The sequence below is a fragment of the Pseudomonas sp. 3A(2025) genome (genome assembly GCF_054589175.1).
In genome coordinates, this window is record NZ_BAAILM010000032.1 from 321901 (window position 1) to 346918 (window position 25018).

Annotated in this window: 22 protein-coding genes and 2 tRNA genes; 13 read left to right on the plus strand and 11 right to left on the minus strand. The window is 59.1% G+C overall.

Translation table 11 applies throughout. The features are described 5' to 3' along the window. Positions 1-3 precede the first annotated feature (3 nt). Positions 4-1287 carry an NAD(P)/FAD-dependent oxidoreductase gene (locus ACYP2A_RS13760; protein ID WP_459745672.1) on the minus strand — a complete coding sequence of 428 codons (1284 nt, stop codon included), beginning with the start codon at positions 1285-1287 and terminating at the stop codon, positions 4-6. Between the two features lie 160 nt (positions 1288-1447). Here ACYP2A_RS13760 and ACYP2A_RS13765 point away from each other — a divergent pair. Then, positions 1448-1524: transfer RNA gene (locus ACYP2A_RS13765), tRNA-Val, on the plus strand. 144 nt (positions 1525-1668) lie between these two features. On the opposite strand, the gene ACYP2A_RS13770 is transcribed toward ACYP2A_RS13765, so the two are convergent. Together ACYP2A_RS13770 and ACYP2A_RS13775 are read right to left on the minus strand one after the other, a co-directional pair. Beyond that, entirely contained in the window at positions 1669-2001 is a 333-nt protein-coding gene (locus ACYP2A_RS13770) for a hypothetical protein (RefSeq protein WP_459745673.1), read from the minus strand. Between the two features lie 55 nt (positions 2002-2056). Then, positions 2057-3004: a DHH family phosphoesterase gene (locus tag ACYP2A_RS13775; protein ID WP_459745674.1), complete on the minus strand. Its 948-nt coding sequence runs from the start codon at positions 3002-3004 to the stop codon at positions 2057-2059. A 197-nt stretch (positions 3005-3201) separates the two neighbouring features. Between ACYP2A_RS13775 and ACYP2A_RS13780 the strand changes: the two genes are divergently transcribed. The 3 genes from ACYP2A_RS13780 to ACYP2A_RS13790 all read left to right on the plus strand — a co-directional run bounded on the left by ACYP2A_RS13780 (position 3202) and on the right by ACYP2A_RS13790 (position 5235). Continuing rightward, positions 3202-3414 (plus strand): PLD nuclease N-terminal domain-containing protein, encoded by a 213-nt coding sequence (locus ACYP2A_RS13780; protein ID WP_459745676.1) that lies wholly within the window; start codon positions 3202-3204, stop codon positions 3412-3414. A 144-nt stretch (positions 3415-3558) separates the two neighbouring features. Continuing rightward, entirely contained in the window at positions 3559-5058 is a 1500-nt protein-coding gene (locus ACYP2A_RS13785) for a sensor domain-containing diguanylate cyclase (RefSeq protein WP_459745677.1), read from the plus strand. Positions 5059-5158: 100 nt separating this feature from the next. Next, positions 5159-5235: transfer RNA gene (locus ACYP2A_RS13790), tRNA-Val, on the plus strand. An 86-nt stretch (positions 5236-5321) separates the two neighbouring features. On the opposite strand, the gene ACYP2A_RS13795 is transcribed toward ACYP2A_RS13790, so the two are convergent. The 3 genes from ACYP2A_RS13795 to ACYP2A_RS13805 all read right to left on the minus strand — a co-directional run bounded on the left by ACYP2A_RS13795 (position 5322) and on the right by ACYP2A_RS13805 (position 6450). After that, positions 5322-5552, minus strand: coding sequence for a zinc-ribbon domain-containing protein (locus ACYP2A_RS13795; RefSeq protein WP_459745678.1), 231 nt, complete (start codon positions 5550-5552; stop codon positions 5322-5324). Positions 5553-5657: 105 nt separating this feature from the next. Continuing rightward, complete coding sequence (locus ACYP2A_RS13800) at positions 5658-6020, minus strand: NUDIX hydrolase (protein WP_459745680.1); 363 nt, start codon at positions 6018-6020, stop codon at positions 5658-5660. A 67-nt stretch (positions 6021-6087) separates the two neighbouring features. Beyond that, positions 6088-6450: a hypothetical protein gene (locus ACYP2A_RS13805; protein ID WP_459745682.1), complete on the minus strand. Its 363-nt coding sequence runs from the start codon at positions 6448-6450 to the stop codon at positions 6088-6090. Positions 6451-6679: 229 nt separating this feature from the next. Here ACYP2A_RS13805 and ACYP2A_RS13810 point away from each other — a divergent pair, with 229 nt between their 5' ends. Both ACYP2A_RS13810 and ACYP2A_RS13815 read left to right on the plus strand, forming a co-directional pair. Further along, a complete protein-coding gene (locus tag ACYP2A_RS13810; protein WP_459745683.1) occupies positions 6680-9526 on the plus strand; it encodes a bifunctional diguanylate cyclase/phosphodiesterase in 2847 nt (948 codons plus the stop codon). Positions 9527-9694: 168 nt separating this feature from the next. Continuing rightward, positions 9695-10243: a hypothetical protein gene (locus ACYP2A_RS13815; RefSeq protein ID WP_459745684.1), complete on the plus strand. Its 549-nt coding sequence runs from the start codon at positions 9695-9697 to the stop codon at positions 10241-10243. A 3-nt stretch (positions 10244-10246) separates the two neighbouring features. On the opposite strand, the gene ACYP2A_RS13820 is transcribed toward ACYP2A_RS13815, so the two are convergent. Continuing rightward, positions 10247-11539, minus strand: a complete 1293-nt coding sequence (locus ACYP2A_RS13820; protein ID WP_459745686.1) for a glycosyltransferase — start codon at positions 11537-11539, stop codon at positions 10247-10249. Between the two features lie 10 nt (positions 11540-11549). Further along, positions 11550-11915, minus strand: a complete 366-nt coding sequence (locus ACYP2A_RS13825) for a response regulator (protein WP_459745688.1) — start codon at positions 11913-11915, stop codon at positions 11550-11552. Positions 11916-12144: 229 nt separating this feature from the next. Between ACYP2A_RS13825 and ACYP2A_RS13830 the strand changes: the two genes are divergently transcribed. The 5 genes from ACYP2A_RS13830 (at position 12145) to ACYP2A_RS13850 (ending at position 18847) form a co-directional block, all read left to right on the plus strand. Beyond that, entirely contained in the window at positions 12145-15687 is a 3543-nt protein-coding gene (locus ACYP2A_RS13830; protein ID WP_459745690.1) for a response regulator, read from the plus strand. Positions 15688-15735: 48 nt separating this feature from the next. Next, complete coding sequence (locus tag ACYP2A_RS13835; protein WP_459745691.1) at positions 15736-16557, plus strand: CheR family methyltransferase; 822 nt, start codon at positions 15736-15738, stop codon at positions 16555-16557. Beyond that, a complete protein-coding gene (locus ACYP2A_RS13840) occupies positions 16554-17165 on the plus strand; it encodes a chemotaxis protein CheB (protein ID WP_459745692.1) in 612 nt (203 codons plus the stop codon). The genes ACYP2A_RS13835 and ACYP2A_RS13840 overlap by 4 nt, the downstream gene beginning before the upstream one ends. After that, entirely contained in the window at positions 17159-18358 is a 1200-nt protein-coding gene (locus ACYP2A_RS13845) for a hybrid sensor histidine kinase/response regulator (RefSeq protein WP_459745693.1), read from the plus strand. The genes ACYP2A_RS13840 and ACYP2A_RS13845 overlap by 7 nt, the downstream gene beginning before the upstream one ends. A gap of 111 nt (positions 18359-18469) precedes the next feature. Continuing rightward, a complete protein-coding gene (locus ACYP2A_RS13850; RefSeq protein ID WP_459745694.1) occupies positions 18470-18847 on the plus strand; it encodes a response regulator in 378 nt (125 codons plus the stop codon). 5 nt (positions 18848-18852) lie between these two features. On the opposite strand, the gene ACYP2A_RS13855 is transcribed toward ACYP2A_RS13850, so the two are convergent. Both ACYP2A_RS13855 and ACYP2A_RS13860 read right to left on the minus strand, forming a co-directional pair. After that, positions 18853-20877: a response regulator gene (locus ACYP2A_RS13855; protein WP_459745696.1), complete on the minus strand. Its 2025-nt coding sequence runs from the start codon at positions 20875-20877 to the stop codon at positions 18853-18855. Then, positions 20874-22358 (minus strand): ATPase domain-containing protein, encoded by a 1485-nt coding sequence (locus tag ACYP2A_RS13860; RefSeq protein WP_459745697.1) that lies wholly within the window; start codon positions 22356-22358, stop codon positions 20874-20876. Before ACYP2A_RS13860 ends, ACYP2A_RS13855 begins: the two co-directional genes overlap by 4 nt. A 243-nt stretch (positions 22359-22601) precedes the next feature. Here ACYP2A_RS13860 and ACYP2A_RS13865 point away from each other — a divergent pair, with 243 nt between their 5' ends. Together ACYP2A_RS13865 and nudC are read left to right on the plus strand one after the other, a co-directional pair. Further along, positions 22602-23414 (plus strand): crotonase/enoyl-CoA hydratase family protein, encoded by an 813-nt coding sequence (locus ACYP2A_RS13865; protein WP_459745698.1) that lies wholly within the window; start codon positions 22602-22604, stop codon positions 23412-23414. A 24-nt stretch (positions 23415-23438) separates the two neighbouring features. Then, a complete protein-coding gene (gene nudC / locus ACYP2A_RS13870) occupies positions 23439-24284 on the plus strand; it encodes an NAD(+) diphosphatase (RefSeq protein ID WP_459745700.1) in 846 nt (281 codons plus the stop codon). Here the strand turns inward: nudC and ACYP2A_RS13875 are convergent. Then, positions 24237-25016 (minus strand): TSUP family transporter, encoded by a 780-nt coding sequence (locus ACYP2A_RS13875; protein WP_459745702.1) that lies wholly within the window; start codon positions 25014-25016, stop codon positions 24237-24239. The genes nudC and ACYP2A_RS13875 overlap by 48 nt on opposite strands. Positions 25017-25018: the final 2 nt, after the last annotated feature.

Below are 25018 nucleotides of genomic sequence, written 5' to 3' on the forward strand. Positions count from 1 at the left end.
GCGTTAAAACCCCAGCTTGTCCCGCAAGCTGTAATACCACGCACCCAGCGCGGTAAACGGCGTGCGCAGCAACTGGCCGCCAGGAAACGGGTAGTGGGGCAGGTTGGCAAAGGCATCGAAGCGCTCGGCCTGGCCGCGCAGGGTTTCGGCCAGCAGCTTGCCGGCCAGGTGCGTATAGGTCACACCATGGCCGCTGCAGCCTTGCGAATAATAGATGTTGTCGCCTAGGCGACCGACCTGCGGCAGGCGTGACAGGGTCAGCAGGAAGTTACCGGTCCAGGCGTAATCGATCTTCACGTTCTGCAACTGCGGGAAGACCTTGAGCATCTTCGGCCGGATGATCGCTTCGATATTGGCAGGGTCGCGTGCGCCATAGACCACGCCTCCGCCGAAAATCAGGCGCTTGTCGGCGCTCAGGCGGTAATAGTCCAGCAGGTAGTTGCAGTCTTCGACGCAATAGTCCTGCGGCAGCAGCGTGCGGGCCAGTTCGTCGTCAAGCGGTTCGGTGGTAATCACTTGCGTGCCGCAAGGCATCGACTTGGCGGCCAGTTCTGGCACCAGATTGCCGAGATAAGCATTGCCCGCCACGATCACGAACTTGCTCCGCACCCGGCCCTGAGCGGTATGCACCACCGGGCTGGCGCCGCGCTCGATGCGAATCGCCGGCGACTGTTCGTAAATTACACCACCCAGCGACTCCACCGCAGCCGCTTCGCCCAGCGCCAGGTTCAACGGATGAATGTGCCCGCCGCTCATGTCCAGCATGCCGCCCACGTACTGGTCGCACTGCACCACTTCACGTATGCGTGCGGTATCCAGCAGCTGCAATTGCGAGTGGCCATAACGCTCCCACAAGCGCTTCTGCGACTCCAGATGCGCCATCTGTCTGGGATTCAGGGCCGCGAACACGCCGCCGTCCTTGAGGTCGCACTGGATGGCATAGCGGGAAATCCGCTCACGAATGATCTGCGCGCCTTCAAAGGCCATGTGCCCCAACAATTGCGCCTGGTCCGCGCCGACGCTGCGCTCGATCACATCGATATCACGGCTATAACTGTTGACGATCTGCCCGCCATTACGGCCCGAGGCACCAAAGCCGACTTTCGCCGCCTCCAGAACCGTGACTTTAAAACCGTGTTCAAGCAGAAACAGCGCGCTGGAAAGCCCGGTGTAGCCGGCGCCGATGATGCACACGTCAGTCTCGATTTCGCCTTGCAGGGCAGGGCGCTCGGGTGCCGGATTGGCTGAGGCTGCGTAATAGGACTGCGGGTAGGCAATGCTCGCCATGCGGACTCTCCGTTTAAAATTCTTGACGAATGATGGCGATCCTACCCGAGATCGTTAAAGATGCAAAACAGGGCGTTTATAAAAGGTTTTCTAATTCAGTGGCTTAGCGAAAAAAACGTTTGACAGGGGTTTTAATTTCCGTAGAATGCCGCCTCACAGCAGGCACGTAGCTCAGTTGGTTAGAGCACCACCTTGACATGGTGGGGGTCGTTGGTTCGAGTCCAATCGTGCCTACCAGACAAAACCCGCGCAATGCGCGGGCTGGGAAGGGGGAGATCAGAAATGATCTCCCCCTTTTTCTTATGGGCGATTTTTTCAAAGCGCTCCTCTCAAAACGCCAGTGTGGCATCCGCCAGGTCGCCCCCCATCTTATTAACCGTTTCACCCATTCATCTGTGCTGCCAGTAAGGCCCGTTCTTTTGTCAGGGGCTTGAGCACTCCGGGATGTTCGCCGATTTTGATGAACAAGAAGTAACGATCCTGATCGTCATGCAGGATGCGGTAGACATCGGCTGTAGTGTTGGTGCTGGGCGCCGTCAGTTTGTCCACGATCAATGTGTAGGCGCCAACTCCCAGTCCGCTCAACGCTGTCTGTAGCTCTGCGTCAATCTTTGATCGCCACTTCTTCATGTTGTGTCGATAGGCAAGGACGGCCAGTGCCACTGCCAGTATTGGCATCACGCCGGTTGCGAAGATCTTGAGTAACGTTTGCATGGTTCCTCTTCTTTGGGTTGCGCTCATTGCCGTCAGCTGAGTTGTAGGCAGAGGGTCACAGTTTCAGCTCAGCAGCAATAACCTCGGTGCTTTTATCTTCATCGGTCTGAACTGTGCAATCGCGGTTCTGAATGTGTCCCGACTCCACGTACAGCGTCAGCTCATGCCCGTAAGGCACATTGAAGCCCGCCGCATTGCGGTGCCCGCCACCGCCGAACTGTCTGGCAATCACAGACACATCCTCGCCGGCCTCGGTACTGCGCAGAGAGAAAGACCGCCCTTGCGGTGTATCCCAATAGATGGCAGCGAAAGGCTCTCCCGCGCATAGCAGATGCCCTGCATCGCTGGCATGGGTAAATGGCAGGTTTGCGGCTGGTACGTCAAATCCGCAAATCACCAGGCGCCTCGGAGTGGTCCGCAGGAGGGCGGCCAGCTCTCGCTGCCGACTGCGCTCGATCGCGGCGCCCTCCGAGCGCAGGGTGCTGACCGGCGTGGCCATCAGCTCATCCCATACCTCGAAGTCTTGCGGATGACTGAACAGGTTCGCGGTGATCTCTCGCGTGCCTTCAAGTTTGAATAGCCACAGATCACGATCCTCAATGTGATTGATAAGCTCCGGTCGCGGCTTGTCTTTGAAGTAATGGTCCCAGGTCAGTCCGGCGCCAGAGCGATTCATGTCGAACACGGCATGCAGTCCTTCGAGCGGACCTGGCTGCCGTCGCTCAGGAAAAGGCTTCACATCGGCCAGATCGGCCTGTGCTGTCTTGTGGTGGTCGATGACCAGAACTGACAGGGCGGTGCTGGCCATCGCGGTCAGCACTTCTAGCGAATAGGCGAAGTCAACGATCACGACATGCTGATCAAGGACTTCAGGTGGCGGCTCTCCATGGTTGGCGGCGTAGAACTGGACGTCGGTTCCGAACCGGCGGCGCACTACCCACGCGGCACCGAAGCCATCGGCGCAATTGCCGTGGTAGATGCAAAGTGTCGATGCTGTGGCCATGTCGGCTCCTGGGTCGAGATGTTCGATGCGACACCATTGCATCGAATATTCATGAAAACCAGACTTGAATGATGTTTCGTCAGGCGATCAGAAGTTGTTTCCCTTCTTTTATGGGCAGATTTTTTGCAAAATGCCCCGCCGCTGGATGCCGGTCCGGTATTCGTACAGCTGTATTTATCAATCACGGAGTACCCGTCGTGGAAGCAATTATCAGCCTGTTGTGGCTGCCGTTCACTTTGCTTGTATTAATTGCAGACGTGGTGGTGATCATCGGCGTATGCCGCAGCGAGAAAAGTCCAGGCGTCAAAGCGGCCTGGAGTGCAGGGATTGTTTTGTTTCCCGTACTGGGCCTGATCGCCTGGGCAGTTGCAGGGCCTCGCAGGGAGGGTTCGGGGGGTAATCGGCTGTGAGTGTCGATGACGTGGCATAGAGCTATTACTTGTTCCAGTGCTACCATTCCTCCTGACGGGCCAGGGGTTGGCTCGTGGTGCCGGGTTACCCAGCCATAGGGACGTCTCGGCAGGTTGTTGTAGAGCTGGCTGTCAGGTGCTCAAGTGAAACGTGATCTTCAGCTCGTTGTAGCGCTTTTATTGGTCGTGTGTTTTTCGCTGGTATTCATCACTTTCTGGAAAGTCATGGCGGCCCGCGAAAGAGCCTTGAGCAATGTGAATGTCAATGGCGCGAACCTGGCTCAGGCGCTGGTGACCTATTCGGAAGGGATCATGCGCCAGGGGTCGATGCTGCTCAACGGCATGGTCGAGCGTATTGAAACCGAGGGCACGGGCCCGGAGCAGTTCGATCGCCTGAAAAGATTTCTGAAGATCCAGCACCGTGCCATGCCCCAGTTGAGCGGCATCACCCTCTACGACAGGGAGGGCAATTGGTTGCTGTCATCGAACGGCGCCATTTCCTCCGGATTCAACAGTGGCGATCGTGCCTACTTCACCCATCACCGCGATGATGCATCGCGGGACATCTTCATCGGCCCGCCCATCCTGCATCGTGCGACCAAGGAATGGGTCATCACCATCAGTCGTCGCATCGACCATGTTGACGGCAAGTTTGCAGGGGTGGTGGCGGCGACGCTGGGGATAAAAAACTTTCTCGACCTGTACGGCAAGATTGATGTTGGCGACGATGGCGCCATTTCACTGACCTATGCCAGCGGCCAGTTGCTGGTGCGTTATCCCTTTCGCGAGCAGGACATGGGCAAGGATTTTTCCCAGTCGCCGGGCTTCAAGAAGTATTTTCTGGATCGCGATTCCGGAACCGCTTCGCTCACCTCGACACTCGACGGTGTCGAGCGTTTGTATGCCTTTCGCAAAAGTGAAAGCTTTCCATTGATCACGACCGTGGCGCTGGGCAAGAACGAGGCTTTGCGCACCTGGCGGATTGAAACCCAGTTGTCACTGATGGTGCTGGCCGTATTGATATTGCTGACGGCGGGTACCGGCTGGGTGTTGTTCAATCTGATCAAGCGCAGGATTGAAGCGCAATCCCAGTTGCAGATGGCGCGTCAGCAATTGATGAGCGCCAACGAAAAGCTGGAGCAGCTGGCGTCACGCGATCAACTGACTGGCCTGGCCAACCGGCGCTGTTTCGATGAAACGCTGGAAGTGGAAGTCCGGCGCGCTCAGCGCGCAGGGACGCCTTTGTCATTGATCCTGATGGATATCGATCTGTTCAAGCTGTTCAACGATACCTATGGCCATGTTGCAGGTGACGAGTGCCTGCAAGCGGTCAGCCGCGTAATCGCAGGCTGCGCGCGCCGTCCTTCAGATCTGGTGGCCAGGTATGGCGGCGAAGAGTTGGCCGCCATCCTGCCGGACACGGATGCTGAGGGAGCACGCCTGCTGGCCACTGCCATGCTCGAAGCGCTGGCTGCGGCGAATATCGGTCATGCACCAAGCCCCTTTGGTCGAGTGACGATGAGTTTTGGCATTGCCTGTTTTCAGGGCAGCGAGATAACTCAGCGCAAGCCCTCGATCGTTGAAGTGGCCGACAGCGCCCTGTACAGGGCCAAGGCTTATGGGCGTAATCGGGTTGAGATGTGATTGTGGGCTCAAGCTTTCCTAAAAAATTCGGTTTTTCAGTGGCTTACTGAAAAAAGTCGTTGACAGGGGGTCGGAATTCCGTAGAATGCCGCCTCACAGCAGGCACGTAGCTCAGTTGGTTAGAGCACCACCTTGACATGGTGGGGGTCGTTGGTTCGAGTCCAATCGCGCCTACCAAACAAAATCCGCTCTGCTGGGCGGTACAAGAAAGGCGATCCGAAAGGGTCGCCTTTTTTGCGTCTGGTGCTTTTAAAACCGCCGGACTATCTGAAAATCAGCACCGCGGCGGCGGCAATCACGAACACCACGCCAAATATCATTCTCGCGATCCATGGGGCTGTCAGCCACACGCCAGTGGCGCCGGCGATCTGGCCGATGTTTTTCTCGCTGAGCAGGCGGTTCGGGGCTGCGCTCATGGGGTTGCCGCAGTGCGGGCAGGCATGGGCCTTGTCGGAAATCCGGGCGGCACATTCAGGGCAGTCGATCAGGCTCATCTTCGTCGTCCGTCGTTGTTTCAGGTCATCTGAAAGACCTTGAAAATTCGTCCGGGTTCGCCTGCGCATGTCGAGGTGTGCACTCGTTGGCAGTTTGTGGGCTATTCAGGATTGCCGGGCAAATGCCTTGAGGATCGATTTGGTGGTGTCGCTGGCCTTGAGCTCGCTCCACTGTGTGTCTGCCAGCCACTTGCACGCACTGATTTCATTATTGGGCTTGGGCTTGCCCTTCTTGGGCACATTAGTCACGAACACGTAGTGGCGCACCTGATTACCGGTGAACTCGTCCAGATACAACAGCTGCAGGTCGCGTAGCCCGGTTTCTTCGCGTAACTCGCGGGTGGCGGCCTGCCGTGGTGTTTCGCCGGCTTCGATTTTGCCGCCAGGCAGGTTCCAGCGCGATTTGGCCTTGCGTACACAAAGAATCTGGTCGTCGCGTTTACAAATAACGGTGGCTCTGGCTTTCATGGGGGGAGGGATATCCTGGCCTGCGGGGGGCATCTATGCGCTGTCAGGGTTTGTCCCGTTCAAGGCATCAAAGGTTCAGCCCGATATGGCGAGCCATGCGCCGAAATGTCTTGTCATCGGTGGCCGCCAGCAGTGTGCGGCCATCCTTGAGCGTTGCCAGAAAGGTGATTTCCTTTTCCTCGCCGGCCAGCATCATGCCGGCCGCCGCGCCAAGCGGACCCAGCATCAGCGCTCCGGCCAGCCCCAGGCCAATGGCGTCGTCGATATTCTTGCTGCTGGCCTGACTGGCTATTTCCATGGACTGGATTTCATCGTGATTGAAGCTGATACCAGGCGAGGGAAACAGTGCGGTCACCAGTGTGAGGGTGCCAGAGCGATACTCTGCGTCACCTTGAAGAAAGTCTCCTGATAAAACATTGATCCTGGCCATGTTCATCTCTCCTTGTTTTCAGGCAGGCGCACATTGCGCGCCTCAAGTTCAGGCGTGTCAAATACCCGGAGACGAGGTGTTGTGACGTTCGTCAGATGGCGACGGGACTGATATGTGTGTGGCAGACGGTTACAGGTTTCGATAAAGCCGTTTTCGCAGTATTGTTCTTCGCCGCCGGCGCAATAGGGAACAGTCTGATGGGGCGTGGATTTATGGGTGTGAGGCTTTGATGAATATTCCTCCTTTGGTCGACGATGTGTGCCATTCAGTTCACTTGCCCGATCATTCGTCATCCGCCGTCATCTCGATCAGCAGCCTGCTGCAAGGCGTGCAAGACATGCGCCCTGGCGCCCGCTGGGCCGTCTATGGCGCGGGCGAACAGAAGCGCCTGCTGGGCCGGGATGCTGCGGGCCAGGACTGGCCGGAACATATCGCCAGCGCCGATTTCGACAGCTGGTGTCAGGCGCACGACCTGCATCGCTGGGTTGCCGGCAGGGGTGAGGACGTGCTGGGCTGGGTCGTGGCGCCCCATGCACAGGCCCACAGCCCATGGCTGGCGGATCTGGCCCTGCGCCTGGGCTCGCTGTTGCAAAGTGCGGCCCTGATCCGCGCCCAGCACACCCAGCGGGTGCTCTACGAAATCAGCCATCTGGCCAGTTCCGCCCGTGATCGCGGCGAGTTCATCAAGGGCGTTCACCAGCAGCTGTCGAACCTGATCGATGCCGAGAACTTTTCGCTGGCCTTGTACGACCGGCTGCGCGACAAGATTACCTGGCCCTATTACGTCGACAGTATCGACGGCGAGGCGCCTGAGGCGGATGCCTACGAATTTCTCGACCGTGCAAACATGTCCATGACCGGCTATGTGCTGACCGGTGGCCAGTCCTTGTTCGTCGATGCGCACGATATCGAACAGGCCAGGCTTCAGGGGCGCTTCAGTTGTGTCGGGCACCGCCCGGAATTCTGGATGGGCGCGCCTCTGAAAAATGCCGCCGACGAAGTATTCGGCATGCTGGCCATGCAGGTCTATGACGCCAGCCGGGTCTACAGCCTTGAGGATCGGGCGCTGTTCCAGGTGGTGTCGCGGCATGTGGCAATGGCCCTGGACCGGCTGCTGCATCGTACCGATCTTGAGCAGACCGTATTGTTGCGCACCCAGCAGTTATCGGCGGCCAACGATGCTCTGCGCCAGGAAGTGGCCGACCGCGAGCGTGCCGAGCACTTGCAAAGCGCTTTGTTCCAGATTGCCGAACTCTCTAGCCAGCAGGGCGACATGGCCGAGTTGTTCCACCGTTTGCACATGATCGTGGCCGAACTGCTGGTGGCGCTGAATTTCTACATCGCCCTGTATGACCACAGCACCGGCGAGGTCGCGTTTCCGTACTTCGTCGACGAGAAAAGCGCACGCCCCGGTTCCCGCCGTGGCCAGCGCGGCTATACCGAATACGTGATCCGTCAGCGCCGTCCGTGTCTGATCAATCGCGATGAGGCCATGCGCCTGGCGGCGCTGGGCGAGATCGAAGAGCAGCGAGAGTCGCAGCGCTCCTGGTCGTGGCTGGGTATCCCGTTGTTCGAGGGTGACCAGGTGCGCGGTATTCTGGTGGTGCAAAGCTACTCGCCCAATGTCAGTTACACCCAGCGCGATCAGGAACTGCTGACGTTCGTGTCCCGGCATATCGACACGGCCCTGTCGCGACGCAGTGCGGCCGAGGCGATTCATGCGGCCAATCTGCAGCTTGAAGCGCGGGTGCAAGACCGTACTCGTGAGCTGGATCATGCCAACGCCAAGCTGCAGTATGAAAACGCCCACGATGCGCTGACCGGGCTGGCCAACCGCAGCCATCTGCAACAGCGCCTGCAAGCGGTGTGGCGTGATTTCTGCGAGCAGGGTCGGCCGCTGGTGGTGATGTTCATCGACCTGGACCGCTTCAAACTGGTCAACGACAGCCTGGGTCATCACTGCGGTGACGATCTGCTGGTCCAGGCCGCTGAGCGTTTGCGTGGTTGCATGCGCGAAAGTGACCTGTTGGCCCGTCTGGGTGGCGACGAGTTCGCGGTGCTGGCGGTCGGTGCTTCGCTGGAGGTTGGCAGCGGCATTGCCGAGCGCATTCTGGCGAGCTTCGACCTGCCGTTCTTCATTGACGGGCATGCGGTGTTTTCTTCGTGCAGCATTGGTGTGGTCGGAGCCGACAGCCAGTTTCATCGCGAGCCGACCGATCTGCTGCGCGATGCCGACATTGCCATGTACCGGGTCAAGAATGCCGGGCGTGACAGCTTTGCAGTATTCAACCAGGCGCTGCGCCGTGAAGTATCCGATCAGGTCGAGCAAGAGGGCGCGTTGCGTAACGCGCTCAAACGTACCGATGAATTGATTCCGTATTTTCAACCCATCGTCTGCGTCAACAGCGGCAAGCTGCTGGCGCTTGAGGCCCTGATTCGCTGGCACCAGCCCGATGGTCGGGTGATTGCTCCGGGGCACTTTTTGCCGGCGCTCGAGGGTTTGCGACTGATCGGTCGTCTGGACCTGTACATGCTGCAACAGGTCATTGCCATTCTCGCGCTGCCGGCCAATGCCCACTGGCCGGCCGTGCACGTTAACTGCTCCAGCTACAGCATCACCCGCCCGGAATTTGCCGCCGAGGTACTGGCCATGCTGGCCGGGCAGGGCGTGGCGCCGTCGCGTATTTGCCTGGAATTGACCGAGGGCGCACTGGTTGCCGAGCCTGAGCAAGCGCGCCAGACCATGAAGCAACTGGCCGATAACGGCATGTCGGTGGTGCTCGATGACTTTGGTGCGGGCTTTTCATCGCTCAGTTACGTGCACCAGTACCACTTCAGCGGCCTGAAGATCGACAAGTCGTTCATTTTCGAACTCAGCACCAGCGCGCGCAGCCGGGCGATCGTGCGTGCGATTGTGCGCATGGCCGAGTCGCTGGACCTGACCGTGGTGGCCGAAGGGGTCGAGGATCAAGCCACCCTTGAATTATTGCGCGATATCGGCGCCGGTCAGGCCCAGGGTTATTATTTTTCCGTGCCGCTGCCTGAGGATCGTCTGGTGCTGCCAGGTGCCGACTGAACGGCAAGCTTTTGCCAAAGCTGGCAAGTCGTCTCCGGTCCCGGCGGGTGGCAAGCGGCTAGCTTTTCAACAATGATGCAGGTCTGCCGGGCTTGCGCTGAATGGCATCCATTTTGCTGAGTAAAGACTGGCCGGGGATTAATCGCCTCGCTAAAGCAGGAGAACGTCATGCTAGTCAGCAGCAACACATTAGAAAGCCTGGCCTCCAGGTTTGTCAGCGGGCGCAGTGCGCTGGACGAAGTGTCCCAGGCGTCATTCAGCCTGATCAAGCCACCGGAGACCAAGGCTTCTGCCGCCGCGCTCACCTCGGGCTCCGGCAAGGGCGCGTCGCAAAGCAGTACCCAGGACAGTTCGGCCTATGAAGAGTCCTTTGCGCGGATGATGCTGGGCCTCAAGGCTCAGGCTGAAACCGCGCTGTCGCAAACGACGGCTGATGTCGATAACGGCGTTAGCGGTGATGTGTCGATTGCGGCCGCCAACGACACGACCTATACCTCTGCCCAGCAACAGTTTCTCGACTACATGAAACAGCCGGCCGAAGACCGCTTGCGCGAGCAATTGACCGGGGTCAGCAAGGAGGCGTACGAGGCCATGAGCCCTGAGGAAAAACTTGGCGTGGACGAAAAGTTCAAGGAAGCACTCAAGCAACAGCAGGAGGTGGCCAAGGAGGACATCAATGTGCGCATCAATGCCCTCAAGGCTGGTTTGATCGGCTAAGGATCAGGCCGGGCGATTCTTGGCCTCGATCCACTGCGCCATGTACTGCGTACTCTTGTGCTGGTGATGGCGCAGCATGGAGCCTGTGAAGTTGTGCAAGCGGTGCCGGGGCAGGTCGCGGCGCAGGGCTTCGATGCGCTCGATCAGGCTCTGTGCGTGCTCACGGTACTGATAGCGGGCTTGCAACAGCGCCGTGCCAGCTTCCTGAGCCTGCTCCCACAATGCCTGGTCCTGATACAGGCGTACGGCGGCTGCGGCGATGTCTTCAGCGCTTTGTGCGATCAGGCCGGGCCAGGGCAGGGCGCCCTGCATGGCCTCGCTGCCGATCGGGGTAGTCACCGAGGGTGTGGCGCAGAGCATGGCGTCGATCAGTTTGCCTTTGATGCCCGCGCCAAAACGCAAGGGCGCAAGGCATACCCGCGCATTGCTCATCACTAACAGTGCATCCTCGGCCCAGTCCATGATGTGAAAGCCCTGAGCCGCATTGTGCAGGGCGGTGGCCTTGGGCGGTGTATAGGCACCATACACATGCAGTTGCGCACCCGGCAGTTGCTGGCGAATCAACGGCCAGATGCTCTGCTTCATCCACAGCACGGCGTCCCAGTTGGGCGCATGGCGAAAATTGCCGATGCTCAGAAAGTGTGCCCGTTGTTCGAATCCGGGTGTTTCGGGTACGCCGTCTTCGACCATCAGCGGGCACCAGTGCAGCAGCGCCGGCGGCAAGCCGAACTGCCCGGTGAGCAACTCGATTTCCACATCGGAAGTCATCAGGCTCAGGTCGCAGCGATACAGTGCCGCGATTTCGCGCTGAGCCAGATCAGTGCCGGCCATGTGCTCGAACCACACCGCATGATCCTGCTTGAAAAGCTCAGCAGTATCATCCGCTTGAATAGGGTTTTTGAGTAATTCCCTTAGCTGGTGATGCCGCGCATGCCGCAGGCTTTGCAGGTCTGAGGTTTCCAGGATGCGCAGAGCATTCGGGCAATGTTTCTCGACACGCCAGCCGAACTGCTCCTCGATCATGAATTGATCGAACAGTACGATATCGGGGTTTAGATGGCGGACAAAATCATCGAAGCTGCTGCTGTTGAGTTCGATGTGTTGCTCATCGATGCCCAGTCCGGCCAGATCGGCCTTGTGCGCACCCTCCGTAGCGGGGCTGGCAAAGGTGATGTGCCAGCCCTGATCGAGAAAGCAGTGAATCAATTGCATCATATGACCACTGGCCGCCGAAGAGCGGGGTTCTGGCCAGACGTAGCCAATGATCAGCAGGCGAACAGAAGCAGTAAGGGTCACGTCGGGTACGTCATGCCTGGCCAAGAATAGCGGTTACCTTGTCGCGTAATTGATCGATGGAGAACGGCTTGCCAATCGAGTACATGTCGCCGGGTACATCGATATTTTCCGAATAACCACTGGCAAACAGCACCGGCACCTGCGGGCGCAACTCACGGGCCGCCAGGGCCAGATCGGTGCCTTTCATGTCGGGCAGGCCCTGGTCGGTCATCAGCAGGTGGATCACGTTGTCGGCATTGGCGAGCGTATCGAGTGCCGATTTGCCGTCACCGGCCTCAAGCACCTTGTACTCCAGCTCTTCAAGCACATCGACGATCAGCATGCGCACGATGTCATCGTCTTCGACCACGAGAATCGTGCTGGTTGGATCGGACATGGTTAACTCCCTTGGATATGGTCATTGAAGGCTGCATTTTTATAGCGGCCTCCTGAATCTGTAAGTAAAACACCCTCAGAAGTTCCATGAGCAGCTCAACGCCATGCATTCCTTCTCCAAAACGGCAGGCTTTCTGTGATGTGGCCGAGCTTATCGCCCATTTATGTCTGAAATTTCAATCCTGTAAGACCGAAAACCGAGTCTTTTTGTTAAGTTTGCGGCAAACTCCATGGTTTCACTGGGCCATCAGGGACTTTACATGAATCGCCTGTCCACTATCGACGCGCAGCGTTTTCGGAAACTGCTGGGGCGTAACGTCGGTCTGCCGCTGGGTGTCGGCGTGCTCAGCGCCGTGTTTTTCATCATTCTGATCAACTACCTGTTGCAAGCGATCCAGTGGGTCGAGCACACCGACAGGGTGATCAACAACATCAACCGCTCGATGAAGCTGTCCATCGACATGGAAACCGGCATGCGCGGTTTTCTACTGGTCGGTGACGAGCATTTTCTCGATCCTTACGAGATCGCCCGGCCGTTGCTCAAGGCTGAACTGGGCGGTCTCGAAGCGTTGGTGGCCGATAACCCCACGCAACAGGACCGAATCCGTCGGTTGTCCACCTTGCAGGACGAATGGGATAACTTCGCCCAGCAGATGATCAGCCTGCGCCGCCAGAATGGCGATTACCTGACGCCGACCAAGGACGGGCGCGGCAAGCGCATAACCGACCAGATGCGCAACGAGTACGACCTGGCCGTGGCCATGGAACAACAACTGCGCATCAACCGTAACGCTGATGTGACGCGCACCACCGTGCTGTCGGTCACGCTTTACCTGATATTCGTCCTCAGCGTCAGTGCAGCACTGGCGTTCGTGGGGCGGCGCGATCTGTTGTCGCTGTCCAGCACCTATGACGCCAACCTCAAGCTGCAACAGGTCAATGCCGAGCGCCTGGAAAAAGTGGCCTGGTTGCGCAACGGACAAAGCGAACTGGCCGAACGGGTACTTGGCCAGCTGACCCTGAACCTGGTCGGGCGTAATGTGCTGCAGTTTTTTGCCCAGTACCTGGGCGCCGTGGTGGCAGCGGTGTATGTGCGCCAGGAACATGGTGGTCTGGTACGGGTCGCCTCCTATGGCTTTTCTCGCGAACAGGAACAACACGAGCAGTCGATTTACGCCGATGAGGGCGTGATCGGCCAGGCCGTGCAGCAAGACCGCATCATCACCCTGGACAACCTGCCCAGTGACTATTTCAAGGTCAGCTCGGGCCTTGGCCAGGGCGAGCCCTCCAGCGTGGTGATCGTGCCGACCAGCAACGACAACCAGGTCAATGCCGTGGTCGAGCTGGGCTTTCTGCGGCCTTTGACCGAGCGCGATCTGGAATTTCTCGAACTGGTTTCCGATAACGTCGGCACCTCGGTCGAGGCCGCCCGCTACCGTCAGCGTCTGCAGGAAGTCCTGAGCGAAACCCAGCAGCTCAACGAAGAGTTGCAGGTGCAGCAGGAAGAACTGCGTACCGCCAACGAAGAACTTGAAGAACAGTCGCGGATTCTCAAGGAATCCCAGGCCCAGCTGGAAACCCAGCAGGCCGAACTTGAGCAGACCAACCTGCAACTGGCCGAGCAAAGCCAGGCGGTGGCCGAGCAGCGCGATGCGCTGGACCGTAACAACGAAGAGTTGAGCAACGCCCAGGTGCAGTTGCAGGCGCGGGCCGATGAGTTACAGCGCTCGAGCCGCTACAAGTCGGAGTTTCTGGCCAACATGTCCCACGAGCTGCGCACGCCGCTCAACAGTTCATTGATTCTGGCCAAGCTGCTGGCGGAAAACCCGATCCGCAACCTGACCGACGAGCAGGTCAAGTTTGCCGAGTCGATTTACTCGGCCGGCAACGACCTGCTCAACCTGATCAACGACATTCTCGACATTGCCAAGGTCGAGGCCGGCAAACTCGAAGTACGCCCTGAGAACAGTAGCGTCGCCCGGCTGGTCGAAAACCTGCACAACGTGTTCCGGCCTGTGGCCAGCGAGAAGCGCTTGCAGTTCAGCGTCGAGCTGCAAGAAGGCGCGCCAGCGCTGCTGTACACCGACTTCCAGCGTCTGGAGCAGATCCTCAAGAACCTGCTGTCCAACGCCATCAAGTTCACCGAAAGCGGCGAGGTCAGTCTGATCGTCTCGCGTCAGCCGGGTGACGGCATCGCCTTTGCGGTGCGCGATTCAGGCATTGGCATCGCTGGCGACCAGTTACAAAGCATCTTCGAGGCCTTCCATCAGGCCGATGGCACCACCAACCGCCGTTATGGCGGCACCGGTCTGGGACTGTCGATCTCGCGCGACCTGGCGGCCTTGCTCGGTGGGTCGATCAGTGTGGTCAGCGAACTGGGCCAGGGCAGTATCTTTACCCTGGTGTTGCCGCAAAGCTGGAGTGCCGAAGGCGAAGAACGCGCTGCGCCGCTGTCGGCGGTGGTCTCGGCAATGTCGCCCGGTGTCACCACGCTGCTGCCGCGCCGTGCAGAGCCTGAACCAGCACCGCTGCCGGTTGAAAACAGTGCCGCGCCGTTCGCCGATGACCGCCACAAGGCGCCGTTCGAGAATCGCAGCATTCTGGTCATCGAAGACGACGTGGCGTTCGCGCAGATCCTCTTCGACCTGGCCCATGAGCTCGATTACCACTGTCTGGTGGCACACGCGGCCGACGAAGGCTTCAATCTGGCGGTTAACTACACGCCGGACGCGGTGCTGCTCGACATGCGCCTGCCTGATCATTCCGGGCTGACCGTATTGCAACGCCTCAAAGAGCAGGCCGAGACCCGACACATTCCGGTGCACGTGATTTCTGTAGAAGACCGCCAGGAAGCGGCCATGCACATGGGCGCCATCGGTTATGCGGTCAAGCCGACCACCCGTGAAGAGCTCAAGGATGTGTTCGCCAAGCTCGAGGCCAAGCTGACCCAGAAGGTCAAGCGCATCCTGCTGGTCGAAGACGATGACCTGCAACGTGACAGCATTGCCCGGCTGATCGGTGACGACGACATTGAAATCACCGCTGTAGGTTACGCCCAGCAGGCGCTGGAGCTTTTGCGCGAGCATGTCTACGACTGCATGATCATCGACCTGAAACTGCCGGACATGCTCGGCAACGAGCTGCTCAAGCGCATGTCGACCGAGGACATCTGTGCCTTCCCGCCGGTCATCGTCTACACCGGGCGCAACATGACCCGCGATGAAGAAGCCGAGCTGATGAAGTACTCGCGCTCGATCATCATCAAAGGCGCCCGCTCGCCGGAGCGGCTGCTGGATGAGGTCACGTTGTTCCTGCACAAGGTCGAGTCGCAACTGTCCAACGAACGGCAGAAAATGCTCCTGACCGCACGCAGCCGCGACAAAGTCTTCGAGGCCCGCAAGGTGTTGGTGGTCGATGACGATGTACGCAATATTTTTGCCCTGACCAGCGCCCTGGAGCACAAGGGCGCGGTGGTCGAAGTGGCGCGTAACGGCCTGGAGGCCATCGAGCGTCTGAATGCGGTAGAAGACATCGACCTGGTGCTGATGGACGTGATGATGCCGGAAATGGACGGTTTCGAGGCCACGATGCATATCCGCAAAGACCCGCGCTGGCGCAAGCTGCCGATCATCGCCGTGACCGCCAAGGCCATGAAGGACGATCAGGAGCGTTGCCTGCAAGCGGGGGCCAACGATTACCTGGCCAAGCCGATCGATCTGGACAGGCTGTTTTCCCTGATTCGGGTCTGGCTGCCGAAAATGGAACGTATCTGAGTGCTTGCGGCCAAAGCAGCACCCGGATTCACCTCGTCAGGTTCAAGCATGTCTTATGACAAGAATGCCGATATCGAGCTGCGCCTGTTGATCGAGGCGATTTACCTGAAATACAGCTACGATTTTCGCGATTATTCCGGCGCTTCGATCAAGCGCCGTGTGCACCACGCCTTGCGCCAGTTCGAGTGCAGCACCATCTCGGCCTTGCAGGAGCGTGTGCTGCACGACCCGGCAGCGTTCATGCAGTTGCTGCAATTGCTGACCATTCCGGTCAGCGAGATGTTTCGTGACCCGTCGCATTTTCTGGCAATCCGTCGCGAGGTGGTGCCGTTGTTGCGCACCTATCCATCGCTGAAGGTCTGGATTGCCGGGTGCAGCACCGGTGAAGAAGTGTATTCGACGGCCATCCTGCTGCGCGAGGAAGGCCTGCTGGAGCGCACCATCATCTATGCCACCGACATCAATCCCAGTTCACTGGACAAAGCCCGCCAAGGCATCTTCTCCATGGACAGCGTACGCGGCTGGGCTGAGAATTACCGGCTGGCAGGTGGCCTGGGGGACTTCTCCGACTACTACACCTCGGGCTATGACTATGCGATTTTCGACAAGACCCTGCGTGAAACGGTGACCTTTGCCGATCACAGCCTGGCCACCGACAGCGTATTCTCAGAAACAAATTTAATTTCCTGTCGCAACGTACTGATCTATTTCAATAAAAAATTACAGGATCGCGCCTTTGGATTGTTCCACGAGTCCCTTTGTCATCGAGGCTTTCTGGCCTTGGGCAGCAAGGAAACCCTGGATTTCTCCGGCTACAGCGATGCCTTTGAAACCCTGGTCAAGCCGGAACGGATCTACCGCAAGAAATGAACACATCTTTCGATGCGCAAGCCGCCGGCGACCTGCCGGCAGTCGATGCAGTGGTGATGGGGGCCTCCGCCGGTGGTGTCGAGGCGTTGCTCGCTGTGCTGCGCAGCATTCGCCCGGGTTTTATGCTGCCGATCCTGGTGGTACTGCACCTGCCTGAAGAGCGCAGCAGCCAGTTGGCACAAGTGTTCCAGAACCGTTTGCCGATTCCGGTGCATGAAGCGCAGGACAAAGAGACCATCAAGGCGGGCACCTTGTACTTTGCTCCGGCCGGTTATCACCTGTCGGTCGAGGACGACTACAGCCTGTCGCTGAGCCAAGAAGACAAAGTGTTTCATTCACGGCCCAGCATCGACATTCTCTTTGATTCGGCGGCCGACGCTTACGGCGCAAGACTGTGCGGCATGCTGTTGACCGGCGCCAACAACGACGGTGCCCGGGGCCTGGCGAAGATCAGCGCCGCCGGCGGCCTGACCGTGATTCAGGATCCCGATACCGCGCTGGCACGCATCATGCCGGACGCCGGGTTGAGCCTGCACACGCCCAATTACCTGTTGCCCTTGTCGGACATCGGTCCCTTGCTGATCCAGCTGGAACGAATCGCATGCTAAGTAATACCCAGGCAAAACTGCTGATCGTCGACGACCTGCCAGAGAATCTGCTGGCGCTCGAAGCCCTGATCAAGCGCGAAGACCGCATTGTCTACAAGGCGCTGTCTGCCGATGAAGCCCTGTCGTTGCTGTTGCAGCACGAATTCGCCCTGGCCATGCTCGACGTGCAGATGCCCGGCATGAACGGCTTCGAGCTGGCCGAAATGATGCGTGGCACCGAGAAAACCAAGAACATCCCTATCGTGTTCGTCACGGCGGCCGGTCGCGAGCTCAACTACGCCTTCAAGGGCTATGAAAGCGGCGCGGTGGACTTTCTCTACAAGCCACTGGACATTCATGCGGTCAAGAGCAAGGTCAATGTCTTCGTCGAACTGTACCGTCAGCGCAAGGCGGTGAAGTTGCAGGTCGAGGCACTGGAGCAAAGCCGGCAGGAGCAAGAGGTATTGCTCAATCGCCTGCAGGCTACCCAGGTCGAGCTTGAACACGCGGTGCGCATGCGCGACGACTTCATGTCGATCGTATCCCACGAAGTGCGCACGCCGCTCAACGGGCTGATTCTGGAAACCCAGTTGCGCAAGCTGCACCTGGCCAAGAACAACGAAGCCGCGTTCAGCATGGACAAGATACGTGGCATGGTGGAGCGCGACGAGCGGCAGATCCAGAGCCTGATTCGCCTGATCGAAGACATGCTCGATGTGTCGCGCATCCGCACCGGCAAGCTATCGATCCGCACCAGTGCGTTCGACCTGTCGGAGCTGGTCGGTCGCCTGCTGGAGAACTTCGCTGCGCAGATTGCTGCTGCCAATTGCAGTATCAGTTTTAGTGCCGATCAGCCGGTAATCGGCATCTGGGACGAGTTCCGCATCGAGCAGGTGATTGCCAATCTGTTGACCAATGCCTTGCGCTATGGCACCGGCAAGCCGATCCGTGTCCGCGTATATGCCGACGCCGAACAGCATCGGGCACGCGTTGAAGTCGCCGACCAGGGCATTGGTATTTCCGAGGCAAACCAGAAGCGCATCTTTCAGCAGTTCGAGCGGGTCACGGCCAATCATGCGGTGGCGGGCCTTGGCCTTGGGCTGTTCATTTCCGAGCAGATCGTCATGGCCCATGGCGGGCGGATTCTGGTCGAAAGCGAAGAGGGCAAGGGCTCGGCATTCACCGTGTGCCTGCCGTTGCAGGCATCGGTGTGACGCTGCAAAAAATTAAACCTCTACGAAGTGCGAATTGTCTGACATTTTGCGCAACCTCCAGTACGCACCGTGGTCGTATTGGCAGCTATTTGAAGATTGAAGGCCGTTCCAATGAGCGCTGATGCCCAAGACGTTGTACTGATTGTCGAAGATGAACCCCTGATCATGATGCTGCTGGCCGACTATCTGTCGGGCGAAGGCTATCGTGTGTTGCAGGCCGAGAATGGTGAACAGGCTTTTGAAATCCTTGCCACCCGACCGCACCTGGACCTGATGATTACCGATTACCGCCTGCCTGGGGGTATCTCTGGCGTGATGATCGCCGAGCCGGCCGTCAAGCTGCGCCCGGACCTCAAGGTTATTTTCATCAGTGGCTACCCGGCGGAAATCGTCGATTCCGGTAGCCCTATCACCTTGAAGGCGCCGATTCTGGCCAAGCCATTCACCATGGAAACCCTGCACGCGCAGATCGAGCACTTGCTGGCCTGACACCGTCAGGCCTCGATCATCTCGCGCACTTTCGAGGTGAGGTGATCGAACGCGAAGGGTTTGGTGATCATTTGCATGTCGCTACCGAGAAAATCACCACGTACTGCAGCGTGCTCGGCGTAACCGGTGATGAACAGCACCTTGAGGCCGGGGCGCAATTGCCGGGCGATTTCTGCCAGTTGCCGGCCATTCATGCCGGGTAACCCCACATCGCTGATCAGCAGATCGATACGGGTATCCGACTCCAGTACCGGCACCGCACTCTGGGCGTCGGCAGCCTCCACGAACGCATAGCCCAGTTCGCTGAGCACTTCGCTGACTAGCGTGCGCACGGCCGGGTCGTCCTCAACGATCAATACGGTTTCGCCAGCCTTGGCGTAGGTGGCATTACTTTGAAAGGCCAGTTGATCGTCTTCCAGAACACCTTGATGGCGCGGCAGGTACAGCTTGACGGTCGTGCCACTGCCGACTTCGCTTTCGATCAGTACATGGCCGCGCGATTGCTTGCTGAAACCATAGATCATCGACAAGCCCAGGCCTGTGCCCTGACCAATCGGCTTGGTGGTAAAAAAGGGATCGAAGGCGCGGTTGACCACGCTTTCGGGCATGCCGCACCCCGTGTCGCTGACGCTGAGTAACACATAATCGCCGGGCAGCAAGTTTTCATGCGCATCGGTAAAACTGCGCTCCAGCCGCTCGTTGCGGGTTTGCACCCGCAGCAGTCCGCCGTCGGGCATCGCGTCGCGGGCGTTAAGCACCAGGTTGAGCAAAGCGCTTTCCAGCTGGTTGGGGTCGGCTTCTGCGGTCCATAACTGCGCGTCCAGCTGCATGTCCAGATGAATGCTTTCACTCAGGCTGCGCAGAATCAGCTCATCCATGGCTTTGACCAGGTGGTTCATCTCCACTGGCCTTGAGTCCAGTGACTGGCGCCTGGAAAACGCCAGCAGGCGATGGGTAAGGGCGGCGGCGCGGTTGGCTGAGGTCACGCCCAGGTCGATCAGGTTATCCAGATCATCGACCCGCCCACGCGCAATGCGTCGACGCATCAGTTCCAGGCTGCCAATGATACCGGTCAGCATATTGTTGAAGTCGTGGGCGATGCCGCCAGTCAATTGGCCGACCGCTTCCATCTTCTGCGATTGGCGCAGTGCTTCTTCGTTATGGCGCAGTTGCGAAGTGCGCTCTTCAACTTGCTGCTCAAGGGTTTCATTGAGTCGCCGCAGCTCGGCTTCGGCTTGCTTGCGCTCGCTGATATCGGAGGTGACCCCCACAAGCGCAATCACCTGGCCGCTTTTGCCGTAGATGGCGCGGGCGCGAACATCCACCCACCTGAGCGAACCGTCGGGCCACAGGTTGCGGTACTCAATAATGAAGTCGACGCCGGTGTCCAGGCTACGCTGCAAGGCTGACTGCATGCGTGGCTGATCGGCGGCGTAAACCGAATCCAGCCAGGCCTGATAGTCGAATGGCGTGTCCTCGGCAAGTCCATAGTGGGCTTTGCTGATGGCCGAGCAACTGAGGTCCAGAAACTCGGTTTCCAGTTGCCAGGAGCCCAGACGGCCGGCAGTCAGGGCGTTTTGCAGACGTTTTTCGCTTTCGAGCAAATCTTCCATCCGCCCGCGGGCTTCATACTGACGGCGCCGGCCGCGCACGGCAGTATTGACCAGACTGACCAGGGTCATCGGATGAAACGGCCGCTCCAGAAACGTCACGTTGCCCAGCACCGCACCCAGACGGGTCGACGGGTTCTGGTCCGGGCCGCCGTGGCGGGTCAGCAACACCACCGGCAAATCGGACCAGGTCGGCTGGCTGGCCAGCAGGTTGAGCAGCGGGTTGAAGTCGACACCGCGCAGGGCTTCGTCGGCAATGATTGCCAGCCCTGCGCCGATGCTCAGTTCCCTGACCAGCTCAGCCGTATCGTGGGCGACTTTAGTGCGTAAACCGGCCTCGTTGAGGATGGCGGCGGCGATCTGGCTGTCGCGACCATTGGGGGCCAGAATGATTGCCCGTTCGGAAAAAGCTGGAATCACGTTTCGTCATCCTGCAGCAGTGGCTGCCCATCGCCTCGATAGCTGGGAACGCCACGCAGCACACCCTGAAAATCATGCAAGGGCGCACCAATGCGCAAGCCGTTATGGCTTATACGGTATTCGCGAATCGTCGTTTCGTGTGCGCCAGTGCGTTTTTTGATAACCGAAATCGCCCGGCGCACTTTACCCAGCGCCTCGAAATAGCGCAGCAGAATCACGGTGTCGGCCAGGTAAGTGATATCGACCGGGGCACGCATGTCACCGACCAGGCCATGCTGGGCCACGGTCATGAACGTCGAGGCCCCCTGACGGTTGAGATACAGCAGCAACTCGTGCATGTGCAGCACCAGCGCATTCTCTTCCGGCATCGCCGCCTGATAACCATTAAGGCTGTCGATAATGACTGTCTTTATCTGTTGCTCATCGACATAGCGGCGTACCCGATGAGAGAACTCGCCGGGTGACAATTCGGCCGCATCGACCTGTTCGACCCACAGCTGACCGCTGTCCTGATAGGCTTGCAGGTCGATACCGATGCTTAGCATGCGGTCGTACAGCAGACCTAGTTCTTCATCGAAGACAAACAGCCCGACACGTTCGCCACGCGCCATGGCCTGGACCGCGAAGACCAGTGATATCAACGATTTTCCCGTACCCGCAGGACCCAGAATCAGCGTGCTGGAGCCGCTGTCTACGCCGCCGCCCAGCAGACCATCGAGCTCGGCGATACCGCTGGTGTACTGGCGCCGCTCATATTGATTACGATGCTCAGCCGCCACCAGGCGGGGGAATACCTGCACACCGCCTTTCTGAATCGTAAAGTCATGAAATCCGCCCCGGTACTTCTGGCCACGGTATTTGACGATCTTCAAACGTCTGCGCTCACCGCCGTAATTGGGCGTCAGCTCCTGCAGGCGAATCACCCCGTGGGCAACGCTGTGCACGGTCTTGTCCAGCGTGTCGGTGGTCAGGTCGTCGAGCAGCAGCACCGTCGTATCGAAACGGGCGAAATAATGTTTCATCGCCAGAACCTGACGGCGATAACGCAGCGAACTTTGCGCCAGCAAGCGAATCTCCGAAAGGCTGTCGATCACCACCCGCGTGGGCTGGATGCGTTCCACCACCTCGAAAATCCGCGCGACCGTCTCGCCCAGTTCCAGGTCCGAGGAGTACAACAGGCTTTGCTGTTGCTCGGCACTGAGCAGGCTTTCTGGCGGCGTCAGCTCAAAAACGTGAATGTTTTCGTCCAGCTCCCAACCATGCGAGCGGGCACTGTCGCGCAACTCGCGCTCGGTCTCCGACAGGGTGATGTACAGCGTCTTCTCACCGGCGGCTGCGCCAGTCATCAGAAACTTGAGCGCCACGGTGGTCTTGCCCGTACCGGGCTCGCCCTCGACCAGAAACACATGACCACGGGAAAACCCGCCCGTCAGAATGTCGTCCAGCCCTTCAATACCGGTTGCCGCTTTGGATGTAGTCAATGAAAACCCTCGATGTCGGAAAACAGGACACCGACCCGGCCTCCCGGCGAGCCGTCGTATCACATTGATGCTAGACACCGGTGGGCGGCTGGGGGTTCAGAGTTTTTGAGGGCGGTGAATAGAGGGATGTGCAGATACTGGCTATTTAATGGGTCCGGTAAATGGCACTTGCGCCGCCTTACGATGCCTGTCGCCGGCTTGTTATAGTCCGGCGCTCAGCCCCGAACGCAAAAGGAACCTGCCGTGTCCGACTATCAAGCCTTCATCGTCCAGCTTCATGAGCAGGTCGCTCATGTGCAGATCAATCGTCCGGACAAGGCCAACGCCATGAATACGGCGTTCTGGGACGAAATCATCGACATCTTCCGTTGGGTCGACGAAAACGATGGGGTTCGCGTCGTGGTGCTCAGCGGCGCGGGCAAGCATTTTTCAGCGGGCATCGACTTTGCGCTGCTGGGGGCGGTGGCCAGTGAGCTGGGGCCTGATGCCGGGCGCAATGCGCGAGTGTTGCGGCGCAAGATCGAGCAGTTGCAGGCGTCGTTCACCGCCGTGGCCGACTGCCGCAAGCCGGTGCTGGCGGCTGTGCAGGGTTATTGCCTGGGCGCAGGCGTCGACTTGATCGCGGCCTGTGACATGCGTTACGCCGCACTGGATGCGCAGTTTGCGATTCGTGAAATCGACATGGGCATGGCTGCCGATGTCGGCACCTTGCAGCGCTTGCCGCGCATCATCGGTGATGGCATGTTGCGTGAACTGGCCTACACCGGACGCAACGTCGATGCCATTGAGGCCGAGCGCATCGGCCTGGTCAATCGGGTCTATGACGACAGCACGCAATTGCTTGAAGCGGTGCTGACCCTGGCCCGGCAGATTGCGCAAAAATCGCCGATTGCCATCGAAGGCACCAAGCGCATGATCGACTATATGCGCGACCATCGTATCGATGATGGTCTTGAACACGTTGCTATCTGGAACGCGTCCATGCTGCAATCAGCCGACCTCAAGCTGGCCATGATGGCGCAGATGAGCAAGCAGAAGCCGGTGTTCGACGATTGAGCCCGGCTCACAAGGAGTTAGTTGATGACACCCCGTTGGACCACTGCCGTGTTGGACCCTCAGGCTGCGGGCGGACGTGCCGTGGTGCACAGCCCCCAGGGTTTTTTGCTGGGTGACGAGGGCGTGCTGTTTTCCAGGCAATGGCTGACCAGCCTGAATTTGCCGCTGCTGGGCGAACATGGCATTGGTCATTTCGATGGCGAGCCAGTGTATGTCTGGGTGCTGCGGCATGACGTCGACATCGAAGGCCTGGCCTGGCAAGGCTTGCGCCAGTTCATGCTGCAAGGCGACTACGCGGTTTTTCAGAAGCTCGGTTATGCCGCGCAGATCGCCACCTGGGCGCGTGAGCATCGTTTCTGTGGCGCTTGCGGTCAGCCGACGGTGCAGGTGACCGGCGAGCGGGCGATGTATTGCAGCGATGACAACCTGCGTTTTTACCCGCGAATCTCGCCGAGCATGATCGTGTTGATTACCCGTGGCGATGAGGTATTACTGGCCCGTTCGCCGCGCTTCGTGCCCGGCGTGTACAGCACCCTGGCAGGCTTTGCAGAACCCGGCGAGTCGGCCGAAGACTGCGTGCGCCGCGAGGTGATGGAAGAGGTGCAGGTGCGTATTCGTAATATCCAGTACGTGGGCAGCCAGTGCTGGCCGTTCCCGCACTCGATGATGCTGGGCTTTCATGCCGAATACGAAAGCGGTGACATCGTTCCTCAGGCCGATGAAATCGAGGATGCGCGCTGGTTCAGCATCCACGATATGCCGCCGCTGCCGGCCAGTCGCTCGATTGCCCGGCACTTGATCGAGCTGTACCTGGCGCGCCGCTCAGGCGCCCCCGAACCAGTGCTGCCAGGCCAGGCGCACGGTGAGTAGCAGCACCATGGTGATGAACACCGGGCGGATGAATTTGGCTCCGCCCTTGATCGCGGTGCCGGCGCCAAAGTAGGCGCCGAGCATCACTGCCAGGCCCATGCTGACGCCGATCAGCACATCGACCTGCCCGGAAAAAGCGAACACCGACAGCGCGGCCGCATTGCTGACGAAGTTCATGCTGCGCGCCACGCCGCTGGCCTTGACCAGGTCGACGGGGTAGAGCAGCAAGGTGCTGACCGTCCAGAACGCGCCCGTGCCGGGACCGGCCACGCCGTCATAAAACCCCAGCCCCAGCCCCTGCGGCAGTTGCCGGCCTTTCTTGATCGGTGCATCGCTGTTCAGCGGTGCCTTGGGTGTGCCGCCAAACAGCAGGTACACGCCGCAGGCGAACACGATCACCGGCAACATCTGGTTGATCCATTCGGCGGGCAGGTAATGGGCGATGATGGCGCCGATCAAGGCACCGACAGCGGTGCTGAAAAGCGCCAGCTTCCATTGCCTGGGGTCGAACAGCTTGCGTCGGTAATAGGTAAAGCTGGCGGTGGCCGAGCCAAAGGTGGCGCAGAGTTTATTGGTGCCCAACACCAGATGTGGCGGCAGGCCGGCGGTCATCAGTGCGGGCGTGGTGAGCAGGCCGCCACCGCCGGCAATGGCGTCGATAAAGCCGGCCACAAAGGCAACGACCGCGAGAATGGCAAGGGTGCTGGGTTCGACACTGAGTTCAAAAAGCATGA